This window comes from Paenibacillus sp. WC2504 (assembly GCF_052682475.1).
Genome location: NZ_JBQZFH010000001.1, coordinates 7,901,196 through 7,922,063, shown reverse-complemented (window position 1 = coordinate 7,922,063; position 20,868 = coordinate 7,901,196). Strand labels below are relative to the sequence as shown.

At 48.7% G+C, this 20,868-nt stretch carries 18 protein-coding genes and 1 pseudogene; 14 read left to right on the top strand and 5 right to left on the bottom strand.

The features are described 5' to 3' along the window. Positions 1–15 precede the first annotated feature (15 nt). Complete coding sequence (locus tag ACUN27_RS36210) at positions 16–2,607, bottom strand: Ig-like domain-containing protein (protein ID WP_445560542.1); 2,592 nt, start codon at positions 2,605–2,607, stop codon at positions 16–18. A 269-nt stretch (positions 2,608–2,876) separates the two neighbouring features. Between ACUN27_RS36210 and ACUN27_RS36205 the strand changes: the two genes are divergently transcribed. Beyond that, positions 2,877–4,613: a methyl-accepting chemotaxis protein gene (locus tag ACUN27_RS36205; protein WP_445560541.1), complete on the top strand. Its 1,737-nt coding sequence runs from the start codon at positions 2,877–2,879 to the stop codon at positions 4,611–4,613. Between the two features lie 61 nt (positions 4,614–4,674). Here the strand turns inward: ACUN27_RS36205 and ACUN27_RS36200 are convergent, their stop codons facing one another. Continuing rightward, positions 4,675–5,964: a LysM peptidoglycan-binding domain-containing protein gene (locus ACUN27_RS36200; RefSeq protein WP_445560540.1), complete on the bottom strand. Its 1,290-nt coding sequence runs from the start codon at positions 5,962–5,964 to the stop codon at positions 4,675–4,677. A 188-nt stretch (positions 5,965–6,152) separates the two neighbouring features. On the opposite strand from ACUN27_RS36200, the gene ACUN27_RS36195 reads away from it, so the two are divergent. The 6 genes and pseudogenes from ACUN27_RS36195 to ACUN27_RS36170 all read left to right on the top strand — a co-directional run bounded on the left by ACUN27_RS36195 (position 6,153) and on the right by ACUN27_RS36170 (position 9,057). Beyond that, positions 6,153–6,926 carry a hypothetical protein gene (locus tag ACUN27_RS36195; protein ID WP_315955037.1) on the top strand — a complete coding sequence of 258 codons (774 nt, stop codon included), beginning with the start codon at positions 6,153–6,155 and terminating at the stop codon, positions 6,924–6,926. A 10-nt stretch (positions 6,927–6,936) separates the two neighbouring features. After that, the gene (locus ACUN27_RS36190; RefSeq protein ID WP_315955036.1) at positions 6,937–7,392 is read left to right on the top strand and encodes a hypothetical protein; all 456 of its coding nucleotides are present in this window, start codon (positions 6,937–6,939) and stop codon (positions 7,390–7,392) included. Positions 7,393–7,502: 110 nt separating this feature from the next. Then, positions 7,503–7,712, top strand: a pseudogene (locus ACUN27_RS36185) (YiaA/YiaB family inner membrane protein); the annotation flags it as partial. After that, positions 7,701–7,955, top strand: a complete 255-nt coding sequence (locus ACUN27_RS36180; RefSeq protein WP_315955120.1) for a YiaA/YiaB family inner membrane protein — start codon at positions 7,701–7,703, stop codon at positions 7,953–7,955. The pseudogene ACUN27_RS36185 and the gene ACUN27_RS36180, both read left to right, overlap by 12 nt. Before the next feature lie 117 nt (positions 7,956–8,072). Next, the gene (locus tag ACUN27_RS36175) at positions 8,073–8,552 is read left to right on the top strand and encodes a CBO0543 family protein (RefSeq protein ID WP_445560539.1); all 480 of its coding nucleotides are present in this window, start codon (positions 8,073–8,075) and stop codon (positions 8,550–8,552) included. A gap of 10 nt (positions 8,553–8,562) precedes the next feature. Further along, positions 8,563–9,057 carry a CBO0543 family protein gene (locus ACUN27_RS36170; protein ID WP_445560538.1) on the top strand — a complete coding sequence of 165 codons (495 nt, stop codon included), beginning with the start codon at positions 8,563–8,565 and terminating at the stop codon, positions 9,055–9,057. A 714-nt stretch (positions 9,058–9,771) separates the two neighbouring features. Here the strand turns inward: ACUN27_RS36170 and xylA are convergent. Continuing rightward, on the bottom strand, positions 9,772–11,091 hold the full coding sequence (gene xylA, locus ACUN27_RS36165; RefSeq protein WP_315955033.1) for a xylose isomerase: 1,320 nt from the start codon (positions 11,089–11,091) through the stop codon (positions 9,772–9,774). A 172-nt stretch (positions 11,092–11,263) separates the two neighbouring features. On the opposite strand from xylA, the gene ACUN27_RS36160 reads away from it, so the two are divergent. The 3 genes from ACUN27_RS36160 (at position 11,264) to ACUN27_RS36150 (ending at position 13,676) form a co-directional block, all read left to right on the top strand. Then, positions 11,264–12,439, top strand: a complete 1,176-nt coding sequence (locus ACUN27_RS36160) for an ROK family transcriptional regulator (protein WP_315955032.1) — start codon at positions 11,264–11,266, stop codon at positions 12,437–12,439. A gap of 189 nt (positions 12,440–12,628) precedes the next feature. Next, positions 12,629–13,099, top strand: coding sequence for a hypothetical protein (locus ACUN27_RS36155; RefSeq protein ID WP_445560537.1), 471 nt, complete (start codon positions 12,629–12,631; stop codon positions 13,097–13,099). 70 nt (positions 13,100–13,169) lie between these two features. Then, positions 13,170–13,676: a Crp/Fnr family transcriptional regulator gene (locus tag ACUN27_RS36150; RefSeq protein WP_326062310.1), complete on the top strand. Its 507-nt coding sequence runs from the start codon at positions 13,170–13,172 to the stop codon at positions 13,674–13,676. Here ACUN27_RS36150 and hmpA read toward each other — a convergent pair. Continuing rightward, positions 13,671–14,885, bottom strand: a complete 1,215-nt coding sequence (hmpA, locus tag ACUN27_RS36145) for an NO-inducible flavohemoprotein (protein WP_326062309.1) — start codon at positions 14,883–14,885, stop codon at positions 13,671–13,673. The two genes, ACUN27_RS36150 and hmpA, sit on opposite strands and share 6 nt — an antisense overlap. Before the next feature lie 538 nt (positions 14,886–15,423). Here hmpA and ACUN27_RS36140 point away from each other — a divergent pair. Further along, positions 15,424–17,025 (top strand): hypothetical protein, encoded by a 1,602-nt coding sequence (locus tag ACUN27_RS36140; protein ID WP_445560536.1) that lies wholly within the window; start codon positions 15,424–15,426, stop codon positions 17,023–17,025. A gap of 21 nt (positions 17,026–17,046) precedes the next feature. Continuing rightward, the gene (locus ACUN27_RS36135; RefSeq protein ID WP_315955026.1) at positions 17,047–17,781 is read left to right on the top strand and encodes a metallophosphoesterase family protein; all 735 of its coding nucleotides are present in this window, start codon (positions 17,047–17,049) and stop codon (positions 17,779–17,781) included. Positions 17,782–18,051: 270 nt separating this feature from the next. Here the strand turns inward: ACUN27_RS36135 and ACUN27_RS36130 are convergent, their stop codons facing one another. Continuing rightward, positions 18,052–18,687: an FMN-dependent NADH-azoreductase gene (locus tag ACUN27_RS36130; RefSeq protein WP_315955025.1), complete on the bottom strand. Its 636-nt coding sequence runs from the start codon at positions 18,685–18,687 to the stop codon at positions 18,052–18,054. Positions 18,688–18,949: 262 nt separating this feature from the next. Between ACUN27_RS36130 and ACUN27_RS36125 the strand changes: the two genes are divergently transcribed. Next, complete coding sequence (locus ACUN27_RS36125) at positions 18,950–19,984, top strand: agmatine deiminase family protein (RefSeq protein WP_315955119.1); 1,035 nt, start codon at positions 18,950–18,952, stop codon at positions 19,982–19,984. A 6-nt stretch (positions 19,985–19,990) separates the two neighbouring features. Continuing rightward, the gene (gene aguB, locus ACUN27_RS36120) at positions 19,991–20,866 is read left to right on the top strand and encodes an N-carbamoylputrescine amidase (RefSeq protein ID WP_315955024.1); all 876 of its coding nucleotides are present in this window, start codon (positions 19,991–19,993) and stop codon (positions 20,864–20,866) included. Positions 20,867–20,868: the final 2 nt, after the last annotated feature.

The window sequence follows — 20,868 nt, the reverse complement described above, 5'->3', positions numbered from 1 at the left end:
GGATAGCCCTTTGCTTTATTTGGTAACCGTCACTTGAACCGTTGTTCTCATGTTGGAATACGTCACTGTAATTCTTGCAGTTCCTTTGCCGGTTGCTTTGATGATGCCGTCTTTCACATCTGCGATCATGATATTCGATGATGTCCACAAAGCTGGTTTCGTGACATCTTCTTCAGATCCATCCGTGTATGTGGCTAGTGCTTTAATGTTGGCTGTGCTGCCTTCTTTGAGTTCGACTTTGACAACATCGGTTTTCAAATATTTCAAAGAGTCGATTTCCACGGGAATAGCGACCATTTTGCCGCCGAAAGATCCGGTGATTGTTGTCTTACCAGAAGCTGTAGGTGTGAAAAGTCCATTTGTCACGGTACCCAGCTTATAGGCGCTAACTTTCCATGTCGCCGATTCTGTGACATCTTTCGTTGTGCCGTTTGACAAAGTTGCTGTCAATTTAATTTGGACTTGCTCGCCTCGTTTTGTGACGATGAAAGTCTTGTCTGCTGTGAGTCCTGCAACTACGCCGATTTCAACCGGGATCGAAACGCTTTTGCCGCCATAAGTTGCCGTAATGGTTGCTTTCCCTCGGGATACCGGAGTTACAACCCCTTTGGATACCGATACAATCGCGTTGTTGCTTGTTTTCCACTCTGCATCATTGGTAACTGTACGCGATGCGCCTGAGGAATCGGTAGCCGTCAGAACGATCGTGCGTGTTTCATTCATATCAAAAACCAGATTAGCTACATTCGCCGTTAGATCACTTGCCATATCGATTTGAACCGGAATAGTGACTGTTTTGCTGTCTAGTTGAGCTGTCAATGTAGCTTCCCCAGAAGCTATAGCTTTCACAACTCCGCCGTCCACCGTTGCGGTTTTCGCATTGCTGCTGGTCCAGATCACGTCGGAAGTCACATCTTTCTTCGTTTCATCCGTGTAAAGCGCTTCGGCTTTCAAGTTAACTGTGTCGCCTTTTTTCATAATCAGCTTCTCTTGGCTGACCGTAAGGCTCTTCAAAACGCCTACAGACACTTGAATCACCGCTGTGCGCGTTCCATATTTCGCCGTAATGGTCGCTGCGCCTGTCGCAAGACCGAAGATTTCGCCATTCTGAGCTTCGGCAACGTCCTTGGAGCTGGTTGTCCACTCGGCTTTGTTCGTGACGTCCACCTCGCGACCGTCCTTGAAAGAGGCCATCAAAGTGATTTTGTCGGAACCGCCGATTTGTAGATTAACGGTTTTTTTGCTTGGTTTGATAATTGTAGGGATATCAACTTCCACTTTCGTAGTAGTTGTTTTGCCACCGTATTTTGCACTTACTGTAGCGATACCGGGTTTGTATGTTGTGATTTTTCCTTTGATAACGAAAGCTACGTTCTCATCATCCACGCTCCAGTCGGCACTATCCGTAACGACTGCGCTTGTGCCGTCGGCATAGGTAGCGTGAAGGACTAGCTGCTGCTCTTGTCCTGTTTGTAAGGAAACAAGATCGGTATCTACAACCAAGCGGCGCGGAACCTCTACGTCTACATTGGCTACAACGGATTTATCCCCGTATTTCGCATAAATCTTCGCTTCACCGATTGCGATCGCAGAGAGCTTTCCTTTTGAAACTTGAACGATTTCCTCATCACTGGACGCCCACTCGGCCCGATCTGTGATGTCTTCCGTTTTTCCGTCAGCATATGTAGCGGTTAATTTCAATACGCCAGTAGCATCTTTCTTCAGAAGCAAATTCTGTTTATCTAATTCGAGTTTGAGGGTGCTGTCCACGTCAACCGTAATTGTCGTAGATTTGGTACCGTAAGTTGCCGTTAGGTTGGCTGTTCCAACGCTATAGCCTGTAACTTTACCTTTGATAGCGTCGGCGACATTAGGTTTATCTGTTGTCCAAACCACTTTTTCGGAAACGTCGGCCATATCGCCGTTTGGATAAGTCGCCTTGATTTTAATATCGGCTGTTCCGTTCAAGAGCAAGGAAACGGTTGAGCTCTCCGCGTCAATACGGCGGACAACCTCAACATCAACAGGAACGGTCAGGGATTGGTTCATATATTTGATCGTTACGTTTGCGCTGCCTGGATTTTGTCCTTTTACCAAACCGTTGGTAACAGTAACGATGGAGCTTGTATCTACCGTGTAGTCTGCTTTACTCGTCACATCCTCGGACGTGCCGTCATCGTAATAGGCGGTAATTAACAGCTGATCTGTGCTATTCAGACGAAGCTCGAGAGAGCGTTTATCTGTCGTTAACGATTTTACTTTTTTGCTTACAGTGACATTCACGATTTCGGTTTTACCCATATAAGTAGCCGTAATAACAGCTTTTCCTTCTTTTTTGGCTGTCACTACACCTGCATAGACGGAAGCAACATCTGTCGTACCGGAATTCCAATCCGTTTTGACCGTTGCATTCTCAGTAGATCCACTTACGAAAATAGCAGTTGCCGTTAGATTTGCAGTATCCCCAACTTGCAAAGCAAGCTCATTCTTGTTCAGGACGAGTTTGGAAATCTCATCAGCGGCAAAGGCGTTTCCTGCGATTAAAGATTGACTGGCCAAAATGAAAATGAATACCAAGGATAACCACTTGCTGTGTCTAAACCTCACGTTAATAATCCCTCCGATATCGTTCCGTAATAAGTTATGAATGAAAAACTGGGAACCTATTTAGTATCGGATAATCAGAGATCGAAATGAATAGCTGTCACAATATCTACCGAATTTTAACCTTGGGATGATAAAAAAAGTTTCCTTTTTTCATAAAACAACATAAACCAATTAATAAAAATAAAATAAATAAAATTTAGTTGCTTTTATTGTCTACTTTCTGAATGACCTGTATATTTAAAAGCAGATTACTCAGGGGAGATGAGAAAATGAAGAAGATCAGGTTGATAAGCATCGTTGGAAACTTGAAAATTAGTATGAAAATATTGGCGTTGAATGTGTTGGCTGTCGTTTTCCTTATCGTTCTGACGGTGACGAGCTTCTTTTTTCTCAGTGAAATCAACAAAAAAGCGGAAGAGATGTACCAATTCGATTATTTGCCAACAACTTGGATCAATGAAGTGGAGAGTAACGTTCATACCATCAATGACAGGCTCCTGGAGCATGTCTTAACACCGGATAGCCACTACAAGGATGTACTAGATAATGAGATCAGCAAGACGCATGTTAAAACCAATCAATTATTGAAAGATTACGAAGCAACCTTGGAAGGGGAGCCCGTAGGGACTTTATGGATATCCAAGTTAAAAGAAGCGCTAATCTCTTATGAGGAAGATCAGCGAAAAGTGGAGTCTCTGTCGGCGTCAGGGCAGACCCAAGAGGCTTATAAGTACTATAAAACACATATCAAAGGTACGATGGAAGACATCCACGGTTATGTGGAGAGCTTGCTGAACGACCGTTTGGAAACATCGGAGGAGATAAACAAAGAGCGTAATCAGCAGTACCGGCATCTGATCTGGATATTGCTTATATCCTCGGTTTGTGCAATCGGCATTTTTTATGTGATAGGAAGATGGTTATCAGCGCTCATTGTCAGACCGCTGCATGTTATGCAGGGGCTCATGGCCGAAGCGGAAGCCGGTAATCTTTCCCTGTCCATTGAGGGGGCTGTTTCGAAGGATGAAGTTGGCAATTTGCAGCGCTCTTTCCAAGCCATGTTAATCAGCCTGCGGGCGTTTATCGGGAATGTTCAGCAAGGCGCGCATGTCCTCACTCAGCAGGCGGAGCAGTTCGCCAGCCATGCGGAGCAAAGCAAGCTGGCTGCGGAAACGATAGCTGTTTCGACAGACTCCTTGTCGCAAGGCATTCAAGAGCAAGTGGCTATTGTCACAGAGACGCTATTTACCATTCAAGTTGTGAAAGAGGAAATGGCTGCTATTAGCGCAGACAGCCGTCATATGGCGCAGTTGGCCGAATCTGCAGCAGATGTGTCATTAGCGGGTATGGAAGCTGTAGGGAGAATGCGCGAGCGGATTGGGCTCGTTTCTGATAAAGTATTGGCGGCAGGGACGATTGCGAATGAACTGCGTGACAGCTGTGGTCAAATAGGTTCTATCATTGGCGTCATTACGGACATTGCGAAGCAAACCAATATGCTGGCATTGAATGCTTCTATTGAGGCCGCCAGAGCGGGGGAGGCGGGCAAAGGATTCAGTATTGTAGCTGGAGAGGTGCAGAAACTGTCTGGACAAACGAATGAAGCAGCGAAACAAATTGCAGGTCTTCTTCGTGAGATTGAAGATAAAGCCGGGGATGTGGATACGGCGATGTGTCAGGGTATGAAACTGACGGAGGATGGCGTGATCGCTTCACAACAAGTGAACGACTCGCTACTGTCGATGAAGCAAGCCTTTGGCGGGGTCTTAATGAAAGTGGAGGATGTGAGTGCAGCGATCGCCCAAGTCACGACCCGCAGCGACGAAGTCGTTACGCATATGGAGCACGTTACGGAGTCTGCGAACATAGGGGCGGCTGCGAGCCAGGATTCAGCGGCTGCCAATGAAGAGCAGCTCGCCATGATGGAGGAGATCTCCACCTCCTCCAGAACATTGTCCGACATGGCAGGGCAGCTGCTGGAAGCGGTTGACCGTTTCCGTGTGTAAACGATTAAAGGATAGAGCCGTCAGTAGTCTTCTGACACTCTATCCTTTTTTTCATACGTGATTAAGCACGTTTGACGACTTTGAAATTTTCCTCCAACAGCAGCCAGTTCTGTGGAAATCTGAGTCCCAGCTTCCAATAACTGATACCGCGTAAGCCCAGTTCTTTCAGTAAACGGAACTTAGCCTGAATGGAGCGGGCATCCTCAAACCAAACTGTATGCTCTTTGCCGGCATCATCCCAATAGTTGAAGTGAGGAGCCTGCGCTGAGTAATCGTATAAAATCTGCGCGTTGTATTTGCGGGCCAAATCAATCGCAGCTTGCGGGGAGACGGCTTTGGCGAACGGACCGCCTTTCACGAAAGGCAGCGTCCAGTCATAGCCGTACAGGTTCTGGCCCATCATCACTTTGGATGACGGCATTTCACTTATGGCATACTCGAGCACTTTGCGCACGGGACCGATGGGGGAGACCGCCATAGGGGGACCGCCGCTGTAGCCCCATTCATACGTCATAATAACGACGAAGTCGGAGATTTGACCATGCGCTCTATAGTCGTGAGCGGAATACCACTCGCCTGCTTGAGTGGCGCTTGTTTTGGGCGCGAGCGCTGTCGACATCAGGTAACCTTGCTGATGAATCTGATCGGCCGCTTTCCGTAGGAAGCGGTTGTAGGCATCGCGATCATCCGGATATAGATGCTCTATATCGAAATGAATATCCTTGAAGCCAAGTTCCTTAGCCGTAGTAAGGATGGTTTGGAGCAGGCGGTTCTGCACGGTTTCATCCGTGAGAATAATATGCCCGAGCTCGGCGCTGAACTGATCATTTTCCAGGTTAGTCACAACCATCATCAGGGTGGCCCCATTCTGCTCGGCAATTCTCCTAAGATCGTCGAGAGGCGGGGCCTGTAAGGTGCCATCCCGCTTAATGCGGAAGGAGAAGGGGGCTAAGTAGGTAAGGTGTGGGGTTGCTTCCCTTGCGGCTTGAATCAGGGCAGGTGAGACTTCGTTCCCCCGTGATTCCAAATACGCATTAACTTCCGCTTGTGTGCGGGGAGCTGGGGGGATATATAATCGGAATCCGACGGGTAAAGGCTGGTACAGGGTGAGTCCATTGATAGATGCAAGTTCGTGGAGGTCAAGACCGAGCTTATGAGCAATCGAATAGAGGCTTTCGCCGGGCTGCACCCAATAGTACGAGCCTACGATTGGAATGACCAATGCCTGTCCGATGACCAGTGATTGGCTGGGCGTCATCTCATTGGCTGCTGCAATCGTATCCACGGACACACCGTATGTTTGCGAAATGCGATATAACGTCTGTCCTCTTTGGACAACGTGGATTTGCATGGGGATTCCTCACTTTCTTACGTAAGCAAGGAACCGGATCCGAGCCTACTTTTTTCTTTACCATATTCGAAATCGGGCGAGTGGGTGTATGTCTACTCACAAACAATTGTCGAAAAGGCATGCATATCTTACACACCAGCGAAGATAATAGAATAACTGGAAACTTATTCTTCATAAGGATGCTGCACATGCCACAGAAACCCCGCCGTCAAATCGCTTTCGTCAGTTTATTAGGCATTACTCAGCTGCATTTGCGGAATCCCTATATTATTGCTTGGTGGTCTGCGGCTTTCCCGGGCTTCGGGCATTTGCTGCTATCCAAGTACTTTCGCGGCTTTATGCTGATTGGTTGGGAAATGCTGATTAACAGCCAAATGCATTTGAACGAAGCTATTGTGTATACCTTCACAGGGCAATTCGAGAAAGCCAATGAGGTGTTAAACATCCGGTGGATGTCTCTCTATGCTCCTGTTTATTTATTTTCCATCTATGATAGCTATCGCACCGCCGTGGATATGAATCATCACTATTTGCTGGCCAGACGGGAAAACGCACCGATCGAACCCTTCAAAATGTCTGGAATGGAAATAAACTACTTAGATAAACGCTCCCCTTGGCTGGCCGTTGTCTGGTCACTGCTGATGCCGGGAATGGGGCAGCTCTATACCCAACGTATTATTAATGCCTTCTTTGTTCTTGGGAACTGGATCCTTGTATCGTATTGGTCTCATTTACTTGAAGGAATTCATTTTCTCCTATATTGGGACTTGTCTAGAGCGAGCAGCGTTCTGCATATGCACTGGATTCTATTTCTGCCTTCTATTTACGGGTTTGCCGTTTATGATGCTTACGTCAATACGGTCGAGTACAACAAGCTATTCGATCATGAACAGGCTGTGATGTTAAAAAGCAGCTACCAGCCCTCACAGTTTTCATTTCCTAAATCACCGCTTCGAAAATAAGGAGGATACCATGCATGTCATAGCATCATTTGAACACTCCATTTATTTGGAACTGGCGATAACGGCTGTTGAAGAAGCGGGTATTCTTAAGGAAAATATCTATGCGGTCCCGCTGCAGGAGAGACCCGGCAAGCCAGGGATGTTCGACAGCATCCATGGATCAGACGGCATCAGCTTATTTGATGCGGGTGCGGCCTTGGCAACAGCCTTCACGGTTATAGGCTCCACCTATGGTTTTGTGTTAAAAGGAGGAGCGATTCTATGGGGGCTGATTGGCGCAGCAGCGGGGTTCACGATCGGGGTTGTTATTGATATTTTGCATAAAAAGAAGAAAGGGGTGAAAAATCCAGCGCCGGGTAAGAAGACCGAAGTGGTCGTTCTCGTCAACTGCACCAAAGAGGAGGCGAAGTACATTCAGACGATGTTTTGGGAACATATGGCGTTGGGTGTGGCCGTTTGCGATTGATGGGTACTATTGGTAAATAGTACTTTTTGAGATGTTTTCATTCTCCTATACTAAGTATCAAGAGCAAGATACTAAACGGTTGCAGCAGCAGCCACAGGAGGATTTCAGAGATGATACTCAATACGCGCAAACGGAATACAACGGCATTTACATTTATGGCATGGGCATCTTTTATCGGCGCTTTTCTGGCCATGTTTATCGGAATATATACGTTAGAGGAATCGCTAAGTGTAAAAGGTTATTTTGCCGTCTGCGCCTTATTCCTAACGATGTCGGCGTTCGTCCTGCAGAAGGTCATCCGCGATAATTTGGAAGACAGCTACGATTCCCGGAAACGCAACACATCGGCTTTCACCTTCTTGGCCTGGAGTTCCTTCGCTCTTGCGCTGCTGGGCATGTTCATCGGCATCATTAATCTTGAACAATTGCTTTCTGTAAAAGGGTATTACGCGGTTACGGCCTTATTTCTTACGATGTCTTCCTTCGTGCTTCAAAAAACAGTGCGTGACAACAACGACGACGCGCCGCTGCAAACTGTAGAAAAAAATACCGAAGAGGTGTAAGACAAACGCGCTTTTCCTAAAAGGACGACGAAGTCGTTTCTCCTTGTCTCAGGGTTAAATGGAAGCAATTCGGGCATATTGGGAATTAGGAGATTTCATGCAGAAAGGCTGAGTAGTATGACAGTGGAACGGGGTATTTTAATCGTCATTTGGATCGTTTGCATCATTCTCATACCGATTAAGATACCCAAACATCGGACTCGGGAAGCCGTTCTGTTATTCTTATCTACGCAAATGGTCGCTTGGATCATGAGCTTGCTGTTAGTCGAATGGCAGGCCATTGCCAATCCGATTCGCGAATTTCCTGCTGCATCCGGGAGCAATTTCACTAATAACTATATCTTTTTCCCGATGGTCTCAACGCTGTTTGCGCTTTATTTTCCAAGCCGGAACTCGGGCGTAATCACGTTTTTTTATCATCTTCGCGTCGTTTTGTTCTTAGCGATCTATTTAACTTTGCTTTCCAGTTTTACAAAAATTCTGAAATATGTGCATTTCAATATCGTCCTTCATACGGTTCTCTTATGGCTGGTCTTAAATGCGGTAAGAACGTATGTGGATTGGTTTTATCAAAGGAAGATACAGAAGGAAGGGTAGAACGACGGTTATGAATGTTAAGTTAGACTATTTCATTATCTTAGCCGTGTGGGCGATCTCTGCCATTGGAATGCTCCTTGTGCCCAAACGCGACCGTCGCAAAGCGCATGTTGCCTTTCTATTTCAGCAATTTTTAAGCTGGATTCTGGGCCTTATCGTTGTGGAACATAGATGGCTGGAATATCCGATTAGAGAGCTTCAGCGAAATTACTCGAGTCTAACGTTTGAATTTATGGGCTATCCGATCATTGCCGTTTATTTGAATATTTACTATCCGAAGGTGAAAAAGGGGTGGGCTCGCTTTCTCTTCGTGCTGGCCTTTCCGACAGCGATTACGGTGGTTGAGGTTATCCTTGAAACGCAAACCCAGCTGATCAAATATCATGCTTGGAGCTGGTATTGGACGTTCATTAGCATATGGATGACTCTGCAGCTATCCCTTGTATTTAATCATTGGTTTTTTGCGCGTGACGACGGGGGGAAACAGCCGGAGGTGCAGCGGTAGGGTTGTAAAGCAAGATTAGCTGCTGCGGGAATGGCCGATCCTGCTGTGTTTCTTGCTGTAATGTTGTTTTTCAGCACTAAAGTGTGGTCAACGCTCGGAATATTTGCGTTAACGTTGTAAAACAAGCTTAGCTGCTGCGGGAATGGCTGATCCCGCCGTGTTTCTTGTTGTAACGCTGTTTTTCAGCATTAAAGTTTGCTCGACGCTCGGAAGTTCTGCGTTAACGCTGTAAAACAAGCTTAACTATCCCGTGGATGAGTCAATCCAGGTCCTTACAACGCCAGAGTCTTGCCTGTAGCTACGTCCCCGCAGCTATGTTGCACTTTCTGCAACCATTTGGCCGCAATTGGCTTGTTCGGATAAGCCACATTGCACTTTTTGCAGCGATTTGCCCTCAAAAGCTAACGTTTGAGCACAAATCCAATGATTTCATTGCATTTTGTACAATGAAGGGGAAAGAAAGCCGCGAACAACCCTAACTACGTTGCAGAAAATACAACAAGGGGGGCTTGAAGCACTACAAACAAGCTTCCCTTAGCCTGCCCAGTTGGCCCCCGAAGAGGCAGTAGATCCGCAAGCAAGCCAATCAACCAACCTGCCCAGCAGCCACAGTGCAGCAAGCAGACAAAAAAGACTGCCCCTCAGGCCATTTCTGGCCTTCGGAGGCAGTCTCATGTTGTGTTCGGCGCGTGTATCGCCTAACCAAGCAGGTAATTATGAGTTAATCAGGTACTGGTTAACCGTAGCTTTAATCAATTCCAAACGGCCGGATTGGTTAACGATGTTGTGGCTGTTCTCAAGCGCGTAAGCTTCAAGTGTCTTGAAGTTTGCTTTGCCGGACACGATATCCGCGCCGATGCCGGATTTGAAGGAAGCGTAGCGCGTGTCGAGAATGTTATCGAATACGCGGTCTTCGATCATTTTGGCAGCGACTTGCAAGCCACGTGCAAAGGAGTCCATACCTGCGATGTGAGCATACACCACATCAATAGGCTCGAAGGATGTACGGCGAACCTTAGCGTCAAAGTTCACGCCACCTCTGCCGATTCCGCCTTCGTTAAGAAGGATTTCGTACATCGCAAGTGTCGTCGCGTACAGGTCAGTCGGGAACTCGTCGGTATCCCAGCCGAGCAATAGATCGCCTTGGTTCGCATCGATGGAACCAAGCACGCCGTTAATACGGGCAACGCGAAGCTCGTGCTCGAAAGTGTGTCCAGCCAGCGTAGCATGGTTAGCTTCCAGGTTTAATTTGAAATACGGAAGCAAGTCGTATTTTTGCAAGAAAGAAAGCGTAGTAGCCGCATCGAAATCGTATTGATGCTTGGAAGGCTCTTTCGGCTTAGGTTCGATCAAGAATTGTCCGGTGTAGCCAATTTCTTTGGCATAATCAACCGCCATGTGCAAGAAGCGGGCAAGGTTGTCGAGCTCCAGACCCAGATCCGTGTTCAGCAGCGTTTCATAACCCTCACGGCCGCCCCAGAAAACGTAGTTCTCAGCGCCGAGTTCTTTGGCATGATCCAAAGCTTTTTTCACTTGTGCAGCAGCATAAGCAAAAACGTCAGCATTATTAGTTGTAGCAGCACCGTGCACAAAACGCGGGTTCGTGAACATATTCGCTGTGTTCCACAGCAATTTTTTGCCGGAAGCCTGCATCTTGTCTTTGATCAGACCTACGATTTCATCCAGGTATTGGTTCGTTTCTTGCAGCGTGCTGCCTTCTGGCGCGATGTCGCGGTCATGGAAAGCGAAGTAGTCTACATCAAGAATGTGCAGCAGCTCGAAACATGCGTCAACGCGCGCTTTCGCCAGTTCAAGGCCGGAATATTGATCCCAAGCGCGAACAGCCGTGCCGCTGCCGAACGGATCGGAGCCGTTAGCGGAGAAGGAGTGCCAGTAAGCGATTGCAAAACGCATATGTTCACGCATCGTTTTGCCTAGAATCACTTGGTCAGGGTTATAAAATTTAAATGCCAGCGGGTTCGTCGATGTGCGGCCTTCGTATTTGATTTGTTGGATGTTATCAAAGTAGCTCATGAATTCAGCCTCCAAAATGAGTTTATAAATGCTTATGAAGTCATCATAGCATCAATCGCAAAGTTTGTAAATTCATTAAACAAACTTAGTTAGTGCGTGAGGATGCCATTCATGTTAAAATCAGTTCAATTACAAGAAAAGACAAGCTATTGGAGCGGTGTGGGGGCTAGTTATGAAACAAACAGGCGATTTAAATTTAGTGAAAAAAATAAATAAATCCATCGTGCTGCACCATATTCGCACGGATTCGCCGATATCCCGCGCACGGATCGCGGAGATTACAGGGCTTACGAAGGCGACGGTATCCAGCCTCGTGAACGAGTTGATCGAAAGCAGCCTAGTCGATGAAATCGGCGCTGGCGAGTCCAGCGGAGGACGTAAGCCAATGATGCTGCTGTTCAATGGGACGGCCGGATATGCCATCGGCGTTGATCTTGGCGTCCATGATATACTGGCTGTTTTGACGGATTTAACCGGTAAGGTGATCAGCGAAAAAAGAGTTCAACATGACAACGCCTCGGTTGAATCCGTCATTCAGCTGTTGAAGGTAACGATCCGCAAGCTGATCGACAGTGCGCCGGCGAGCACTTACGGCATCATTGGCATCGGCATTGGTGTGCCGGGCATATGCGATGATGACGGCAATCTGCTGTTCGCTCCTAACTTAAGCTGGGAGAACGTGCCATTGCAAAAGGATATCGAGGAAGCGTTCGGCATTCCTGTCGTCATTGATAATGAAGCGAATGCAGGAGCTGTAGGAGAGAAGCAGTTCGGAGCGGGGAAAGACACCGCGAACCTGGTGTATATCTCAATCGGGATCGGGATTGGCGCCGGCATCATCATTAAGGGAGAACTGTACCGTGGAGCAACCGGATTCTCCGGTGAGATCGGGCACATTTCGATCCAGCATGACGGACCGAAGTGCCGCTGCGGGAGCTTAGGCTGCTGGGAACTGTACGCGTCCGAGCATGCGCTGCTAGAGCAAGCCCGCCTGGAGCTGGGAGAACCCGCGCAGCTCGATATGCTGCTGAGCAAGGCGGAAGCCGGAGATCAGAAGGTCATTGCACTGTTTGAGCGACTCGGGTATTATCTCGGCGTTGGTGTCGTTAACATCATTAACGGTTATAATCCCGAGTTCATCATTCTCGGAGGCCGTTTGGCCGGAGCGGAGAAGTGGCTCATGAAGCCGCTGCTCCAACTGTTGGAGAAACGTTCATTGCCGCTTCCACGGAAGCTGCTGAACGTGGAGTTCTCGCAGCTGAGCGACCGTTCGACGGTTCTAGGGGCGGCATCGTTTGCGGTATCGAAGTTTTTTGCCTCAACGACGGTGTCTATAGATGGTAATTGATCGTTAAGGTAGTTAATAAATAATCAGGTATGAGATATGTATGAAATTGCATTTGACCATCCCATCCGATCTTATGTAAAATAAGAAGGGTTTTGAGCCTCTTATGACTCCTATGACTCTCTTATGACTCACAATAAAGGACGGAAATCAACGATGCTTTTACGTTCACTCGTCATTTGCTGTTATTTAATGGGTGCTTACTGGGCGTCCTATCATTTTCCATCGCTCCGGATGGTCTTTTATCCCACGCTCGGTGCTTTCAGCTTCCTTTTCATGCATCGTGTGGATCAAATTAAAGATGTCGGACGAATCACCCTTGGGGCGATTATTGCGGTCACCCTTGGAAGCGTCATGTACAGCATTAGTCATGGCACGCTCTCCTTTTTTCTAACGGCTATTATTACGATTTCACTTATTCAGGTTTTAAAATGGAACGCTGCTCCGATCTTGTCGGTGTCGTTTATTCCTTTTTTTGCGCATACGACTTCGATTTGGGCTCTGCCGGCAGCCGTTTTGGTTTCACTGCTTGGTCTAATCATATTTGTGTGGCTCATCGCGAAAGTCGAGCAAGTACCGGTCGTCTCCAGATGGTCGGAAGCCTTCTCGCAGTTCCTCAACAAGATGATGCCTACCCCTACGGCTATAAAAAAAGAACTTTAAACAATCAAACAAATAAAAGCGACCAGCATAAGAACTGCTGTCGCTTTTTCGCGTAGAGGAGACTGAAAGGATGAAGCTTCACAAAGGCGAGACGTTGTTTCGTCAAGGGGAATCAGGGAGTTTATACCGCCTCAAAAGCGGTCTGCTCAAAATTGTCCGTGTACACGAAGACGGCCATCCCACACTCGTGAATATCATTGTGCCGGAGGAGACGATTCCTCACCATTCGCTGATTAGCCCCAAGCCTTATTATGGGACGGCGGTCGCACTGGTAGCTAGTGAAATTGAAACTATTCCTTCCGAGGAATGGTACCGTGAACTGGATCACAACCCGGAGCGCTTCCGGATCATTGCGCAGCAGCTGCAAGAGAAGCTAAGGATGATGCAGCAGCGGATTGATCAATTGACCGAAGTAACACCGACGGTGAAGCTGCAAAAGCTGGAACAGTGGATGCACAGTTATCTGGGCACCACGGTTTTAACGGATGTGCTTACACAAGAAGAGATCGGCCAATTGATCGGGCTGCGCCGGGAAACCGTGAACCGGCTTCTAAGGGAGAAAGTCGCGAAATTATAAGCTGCCGGCAGGGCCGAAGAACTCAAAGTGTCGGTCCTCTTCCGGGATACCCCACTCGCGAAGGGCGCTGTTTACAGCTTTCATGAAAGGCACGGGACCGCAGAAATAGAAGCTTGCCGCGGACGTAGGCACAACGCTTTGAAGCCAGTCAAGACTAACGTGACCTTCTCGATGAAAAGAGTTCTCTTCCCGATCTGATGCCGTAGGCTTATCGTAGCACCAATAATAGCTCAGTGCTGGATGCTGTAAGCCGAGCTCCTCAATATGCCCTTTGAAGGCATGATGCTGACTGTTCTGAGCCGCATGGATGAACGTCACTTGGCGCTCGGGATTCGTAGAGGCCAATGTTTGCAGCATGCTAACAATCGGTGTTAATCCTACGCCGCCGCTGATGAGCACGACAGGACGGGGATCCTGCTGATCCAAAGTGAAATCCCCCGCTGGCGCTGAGATCAGAACAACATCGCCTTCCTTTGTCTCATTGTGCAGGAACATTGAAACTTTCCCGTCAGGACGGTCGGCCATTAAATTTTCCCGTTTCACCGAAATTCGGTAATGGGCTTTTCCAGGAGCGTCCGAGAGGCTGTACTGGCGGATATGTGTGTACGTGTCGCCAGGAATATCAAGTTTGACACTGATATATTGCCCCGGTTCAAATGTTGGGAGTGGAGCCCCGTCCTCAGGCATAAGATAGAAGGAAGTAATCACATCGCTTTCCTTCACCTTCCGAGCAATTCGAAAACGTTTAAAATCCGACCAACCGCCCTCTTGCGCTTCTGTTTGGTGATACATATCTGCTTCAACTCCAATGAAAGCATCCGCGATGATGCCATAGGCTCCGGCCCAAGCTTGCAAGATCTCCGGCGTAGCCGCTTCTCCGAGCACCTCTTGAATGGCGGCAAGCAGATGCTGGCCGACAATCGGGTAATGCTCCGGCTTCACCCCAAGGCTGCGGTGTTTATGAGCAATTTGTTTCACAACGGGCAAAATGGCTTCGAGCCGATCAATATGCACCGCGGCGGCGTAAACCGCATTAGCCAGAGCGGTTTGCTGTCTGCCCTGTTTTTGATTAGCATGGTTAAATATGTTCAGCAGTTCGGGGTGTGAAGTGAATAACATTTCATAGAAGCGTTTCGTGATGGATGTACCATGTATCTCTAATACGGGAGCTGTGGATTTAATGATATCGATGGATTGTTGACTTAGCATAGGGACTCGCCTCACTTCAGAAAGTTTTGGTGGTTATGAGGTAAGTATAGTAAAAAGCGAATGGGTGAGATGTGATTGTAATCACATGAAAAGACAACAATCTGTGTCTGTATTCATTTCAATCTTTTTCGCGTTATACTAGAAATGAACAAATTTCCATATCATTATAAGAGACAGGAGCGCATAGATGCCTGACTGGTCTTATCATTCGATATTTAAACCACTTTTGTTTCGTTTGCCGTCCAAGATCGCGCGGGACCTTACATTACAGACGATGGGCGGATTAAGCCGCATGCCGGGCGGTACCTTCGTTATCAAAACGATGGGGCATTTCGAGCAGTCGGCCGTGCTGCAAGATGAAATCGCTGGGGTGCCGATTCCGTGCCCCGTCGGCTTGAGCGGAGCTCTCGATCCCGAGGGCATCGCGCACAAAGCGCTGGCCCAGCTCGGGATCGGCTTCATCGAGCTTGGCCCCATCACCGTGCGCGAAGTGCGCTGCGACGCGCCTATCGAGCGCGTCCCCGAGCAGGAAGCCATCGTGTACCCCGATGGCTACGCCAATGCTGGCGCAGATGCGGTCGCCGAGCGGCTGCGCAAAGGCACAGGGCATCGCCTGCCGCACTTCGTGCGGCTCCGGCCGATGCCGGGCAGCACGCCGCGCGAAGCGCTGCTTCAGCAGCAGGAGCTGCTGGAGAAGCTGGCGCCGTACGCGGCGGGCTTCTACATCGATGGCCTCGCCGAAGGCTGGCCACCGGACGAAGCTTTGTCGTACCTCCTCGAGGTACGACAGCTGGCAGCAGCAGCGGGCAAGCCGGCGCTGCTGTATATCCCGCCGCAGCTGCCCGAAGGCATGCTGCGTGAGCTCCAGCCGGCCAGCTGGAGCGGGGTCGTCGTCGGCGAAGCGCAACGCGAGGAGGGCAGCCGCCGCATCTGCGTTGGCGGCCGATCTGTCCTCAGCGCGCAGCTGAGCCTGATTCGCCGTCTCCGCGCAGCTGGGGCGGCCACGATCGTCGCGGCTGGCGCGGTGAGTCAGCCGCAGGATGCGCTAGAGCTACTGGCCGCAGGCGCGAATAGCGTGCAGCTGCACAGCGGGCTCGTATACGCGGGGCCAGGGCTGCCAAAGCGAATCAACGAAGCGATTCTTTATGACCGCATTCGTGACACAGAGGAGCCGCAGCCGCCGTCGTTTTGGGCGAATTGGGGCTGGATGAGCTTGCTCGGCATTGGCATGATGATCGGCGGTGTGCTGGCTTGGCTGATCGCTTCAACCAGCGTGCTTTTGCCATATGATGAAACCTTCCTTGGCGTGAGCCGGAGTGTCATAAATCGATTTAACGGGCATATTATACATTTCATGTCTCATGACCGTATTACCTTAGCGGGGACCATGATCTCGCTAGGCATTTTTTATTACCAACTGGCCACACATGGTTTGCGGTTCGGCTCGCACTGGGCTCGTACCGCGCTGCTTACTTCATGCACAGTAGGTTTCAGCAGCTTTTTCCTGTATCTTGGTTATGGCTATTTCGACCCGCTGCATGCTATCGCAGCTGCTGTGCTTCTCCCCATGCTGCTGCTCACCTTGCGCGGGTTGAAGGATTATCCTTCAAGGAAGCCTCCGGGCTTACGGAATGACGCCCTCTGGTACAGAGCCCAGTGGGGGCAGTGCTGTTTCGTTGTCCTTGGGTTTGGTCTCGCGATCGGCGGGCTGACCATTGCTTTTGTCGGGATTACGCAGGTGTTCGTACCGACCGATTTAGCGTATCTGGGTGTAACACCTGAGCTTCTTACAAATTGGAACGAGCATCTGATTCCGCTTATCGCGCACGATAGGGCGGGTTTTGGGGGCGCCTTATTTTCATTGGCTGTAGCCATTGCAGCTTCCGCGCTCTGGGGAGTGAATCAAGGCGAAAGCTGGCTGTGGTGGACGTTTCTGTGGGGCGGAATACCAGGCTTTGCAGCAGGGTTGCTGGTCCATTTTCATATTGGCTATACAAATTTCATTCATTTGCTTCCCGTTTACATAGCTGTGCTGCTGTATGCCATTGGCCTATACCTGTTGTATCCGTTTCTAGTTCGGAGGGCGGGGAAAGAGGCGGACGTGTCAGTAACGGCATCATTAGCGGAGGAATCATTTTAATTTAAAGGCAGGTGCGGCTTGATGGAGAAACTAGCCCTTATTTCAGATATCCATGGCAATATGCCTGCATATGAAGCGGTCATGCACGATATTCAGGAGCGGAATGTGACGCAAATCATTTGTCTCGGCGATCTCGTCGGCAAAGGACCGCATTCCGAACAGGTCGTGGACCGTGTACGGGAATCCTGTGATGTAGTGATCAAAGGAAATTGGGATGATTTCATCGGAAACCAAGTAACGGATCCGGTTTTGCTTTGGCAGCAGGAGCGGTTGGGGATAGAGCGGACGACATATCTAAAAGAGCTGCCTTTTTCCTATGAATTTTGGATGAGCGGTAAATTCGTAAGATTGTTCCACGCTTCGCCAAGAAGTGTCTACGAACGCATCCAGCCGTGGGACTCTATGGAGAGCCGATTGTCGATGTTCGAATCCTCTGAAGCTTGCGGTGATCCCAGGGAAGCGGATGTGGCAGGTTACGCCGATGTCCACAATGCTTTTCTGCAAATACTCAAAGGACGAATGCTTTTCAACACAGGCAGCGTGGGCAATCCTCTAGATATGACGCAGGCTTCTTATGTCCTATTGGAGGGAAATTATCACAGCAAAGAGCCTGGTACGTTTAATCTTCAGCATGTGAGAGTTCCATACGATATCGAGCTTGCTGTACAGCATGCCAAGGATGAGCAGATGCTGGACGCGGATGCTTATATTCTGGAGCTGCGAACGGGGCAATACCGGGGCCGTAAGAAAACATAGACCAAAAAAGCTAAGTAGACCGTATACCGGTTTACTTAGCTTTTTTTGTGTTGGAGGGAACTATGATCCTCTATTTTCCATGGTAAGGCACAGTTTCTACGTGAAAGGGGAACTACGTTAAGTGTTTTTACCTAAAAGTACGCCATGGAGGATAAATAAAAGCCTGTAGTTCCGCTAGGCGAGGAAACAGCTCGTTTATCTCCAGAATAGAGGCCTCCAGTTCTCTTGTTACCCTGGCTGGGGGGCGTAGTTTCCCCGACAGTCTTCCCTCTAAAAGCTCTTTGCCAAATCCTTGGCCTTAGCAATCGCTTCTTCTTTAATTTGCTGCGCTCTATCCGCGAACTGATTGGTCCCTTCTATGAAAAGTCCTTGGAAGTCGGTGATTCCAAAGAAAGACATAATGATGCCAATATAACGATGGCCCATCTCCATAGCTGCCGCGGGACCTTCTGAATACACGCCGCCACGGGCTTGGATGTGCAGTGCTTTTTTGCCTGGCAGCAGGCCTACGGCGCCGCTTTCTGTGTATTTGAATGTTTTGCCGGCCATACATATGGAGTCAATATAGGCTTTCATGATGGGAGGAAAGGAAAAGTTCCACATCGGCGTCACAAAAACATATTTATCCGCGGCGACAAACTGGTCGGTTAATTCGCCGAGGCGAGCAACCTTGGCCTGTTCTTCCTTGCTTAGCGAAGTAAATTCTTGGCCGCTCCGTAATTTGCCCCATCCGCTGAACACATCCGCGTCAATGTGCGGAACCGAGATTTTGTACAAGTCGATTGGAATCACTTCGTCATTCGGATTAGCTTCCCGATAAGCATCGATGAAGGCCTTCCCTACAGCCATACTGTATGAAGTCTGATGATCGTGAGGGTGTGCGGTAATGTGTAAGATAGTTGCCAAAATTGGTCATCCTCCCTAATGTGTTGTGCGCTGTTCAAGCCTTTTTTAATGTTCATAAATCGGAGGGAAACTATACGAAGCTAATTCTGGATGGCTTTTAGGTCTAGCTAGAGTTTGATAGAGTTTGCTAGCAGGTCGTTCTCAAAATTGTAAACCTCTGTACATTGAGTGGAGGCTCCTTTTGGTATATGATGAAAGACGGTGCTTTTTGGCCCTCAAAAATACGTATATAAATTTTATATAAAGTGAGATGGATGAAATGATGAAACCTAAGGATTTACGCTATAAAATGCCCGCAGAGTGGACAACTCATGAACGCACTTTCATTTCATGGCCTGTCCAAGCTTCCATGGTGTACCCAGAGGATCACGCTGTCGTAACAAAAGGCTACGCGGATTTGGTCAAGGCCATCGCGGAATTCGAGCCTGTGACAGTCGTTGTCAATCCTGCTGATGCCGATCAAGTTAAGGCAATGTTTACGGAGCCTAACGTTGATTTTCTAACAATTGAACATAACGATGCCTGGTTCCGTGATAATGGCCCTACCTTTTTGCTGAACGAACAGCAAGAAATCGCCGCGGTGAATTGGAAATTCAATGCATGGGGCGGCAAATATGCGCCATGGGATCTGGATGATAACGTGGCTCCGCAAATTTTGGAGCACCATGGCGTGAAGCGTTTCGACGCTCCGCTAGTGATGGAGGGCGGCTCCATTCATGTCGATGGAGAAGGCACGCTTTTGACAACGGAAGAATGTTTACTTAATACGAACCGTAATCCGGAGTTAAGTCGCGAAGCGATTGAAGAACTCGTGAAGGACTTCGTGAATGTCGAGAAAATCATTTGGCTGAACAAAGGACTCGACGGCGACGAAACGGACGGCCATGTCGATAATATCGCTTGCTTCGCTGCCCCGGGCAAAGTCATCTTGCAAGTGTGCAATGACCCTTCCGATGCGAATTATGCCATCACACAGGAGAATCTGGAGATTCTGCGCAAGGCGACAGATGCCAAAGGCCGTTCTTTCGAGATTATCCAAATCGAACAACCGCCTATTACTTTCTTTGAAGAGCAGCGTTTAACGCTTAGTTATTTGAACTTTTATTTCGTGAACGGCGGCATCATTTTGCCGGTGTTCGGCGGGACTGCCGAGGAGACGGATCGCAAAGCGGAAGAAGTGCTGAGCGCAGCATTCCCGGACCGCAGAATCCGCAAAATCAACGGGATGTCCATTATCAAAGAGGGCGGCAACGTCCACTGCACAACGCAGCAAATGCCAGCTAGCCAGAAAGGGTGATACATCGTGAGAAACGTTAAAGTAGCAGCCACTCAAATGAGCTGTTCCACAAACATTGATGAAAACATTCGCAAAGCAGAAGCTTTGGTTCGCCAAGCGGCTGCGAAGGGCGCGCAAATCATTTTGATTCAAGAACTTTTCGAGACGCCCTATTTCTGCCAAAAAGAAAAGTCCGATTACTACGTGTACGCGACGGAACTCGAGAATAATAAAGCCATTAATCATTTCCGCGAGATTGCCAAAGAGCTTAAAGTCGTGCTGCCGATTTCTTTTTATGAGAAAAAAAATTATGCGCGCTACAATTCGCTTGCCGTCATTGACGCCGATGGCCAAGTGCTCGGCACTTACCGCAAAAGCCACATTCCGGATGGTCCAGGGTATGAAGAGAAGTTTTATTTCAATCCTGGCGACACCGGCTTCAAAGTGTGGAAAACCCGTTACGCCAAAATCGGCGTAGGCGTATGTTGGGACCAGTGGTACCCGGAAGCTGCCAGAGTAATGGCTTTGATGGGCGCTGAGCTGCTGTTCTACCCAACGGCAATCGGCTCTGAGCCGCAAGATGGCTCCATTGATTCCAAAGATCACTGGCAAATGTGCATGCGTGGACACGCCGCGTCGAACCTGATGCCGGTTATTGCTTCGAACCGCATTGGGAAAGAAGTAGACGAAGATTCCAGTATCGACTTCTATGGATCTTCTTTCATTGCCGGCCCTCAGGGCAACATGATCGAAGAAGCTGGCCGCACGGAAGAAACGGTGCTTGTCGCTGAATTCGATTTGGATCAGTTGGAAATTCAACGGATCGAATGGGGCATTTTCCGCGACCGTCGTCCGGATCTTTACAAAAAAATTGCGACCTATGATGGAGATCAGGTGCTGTAAGT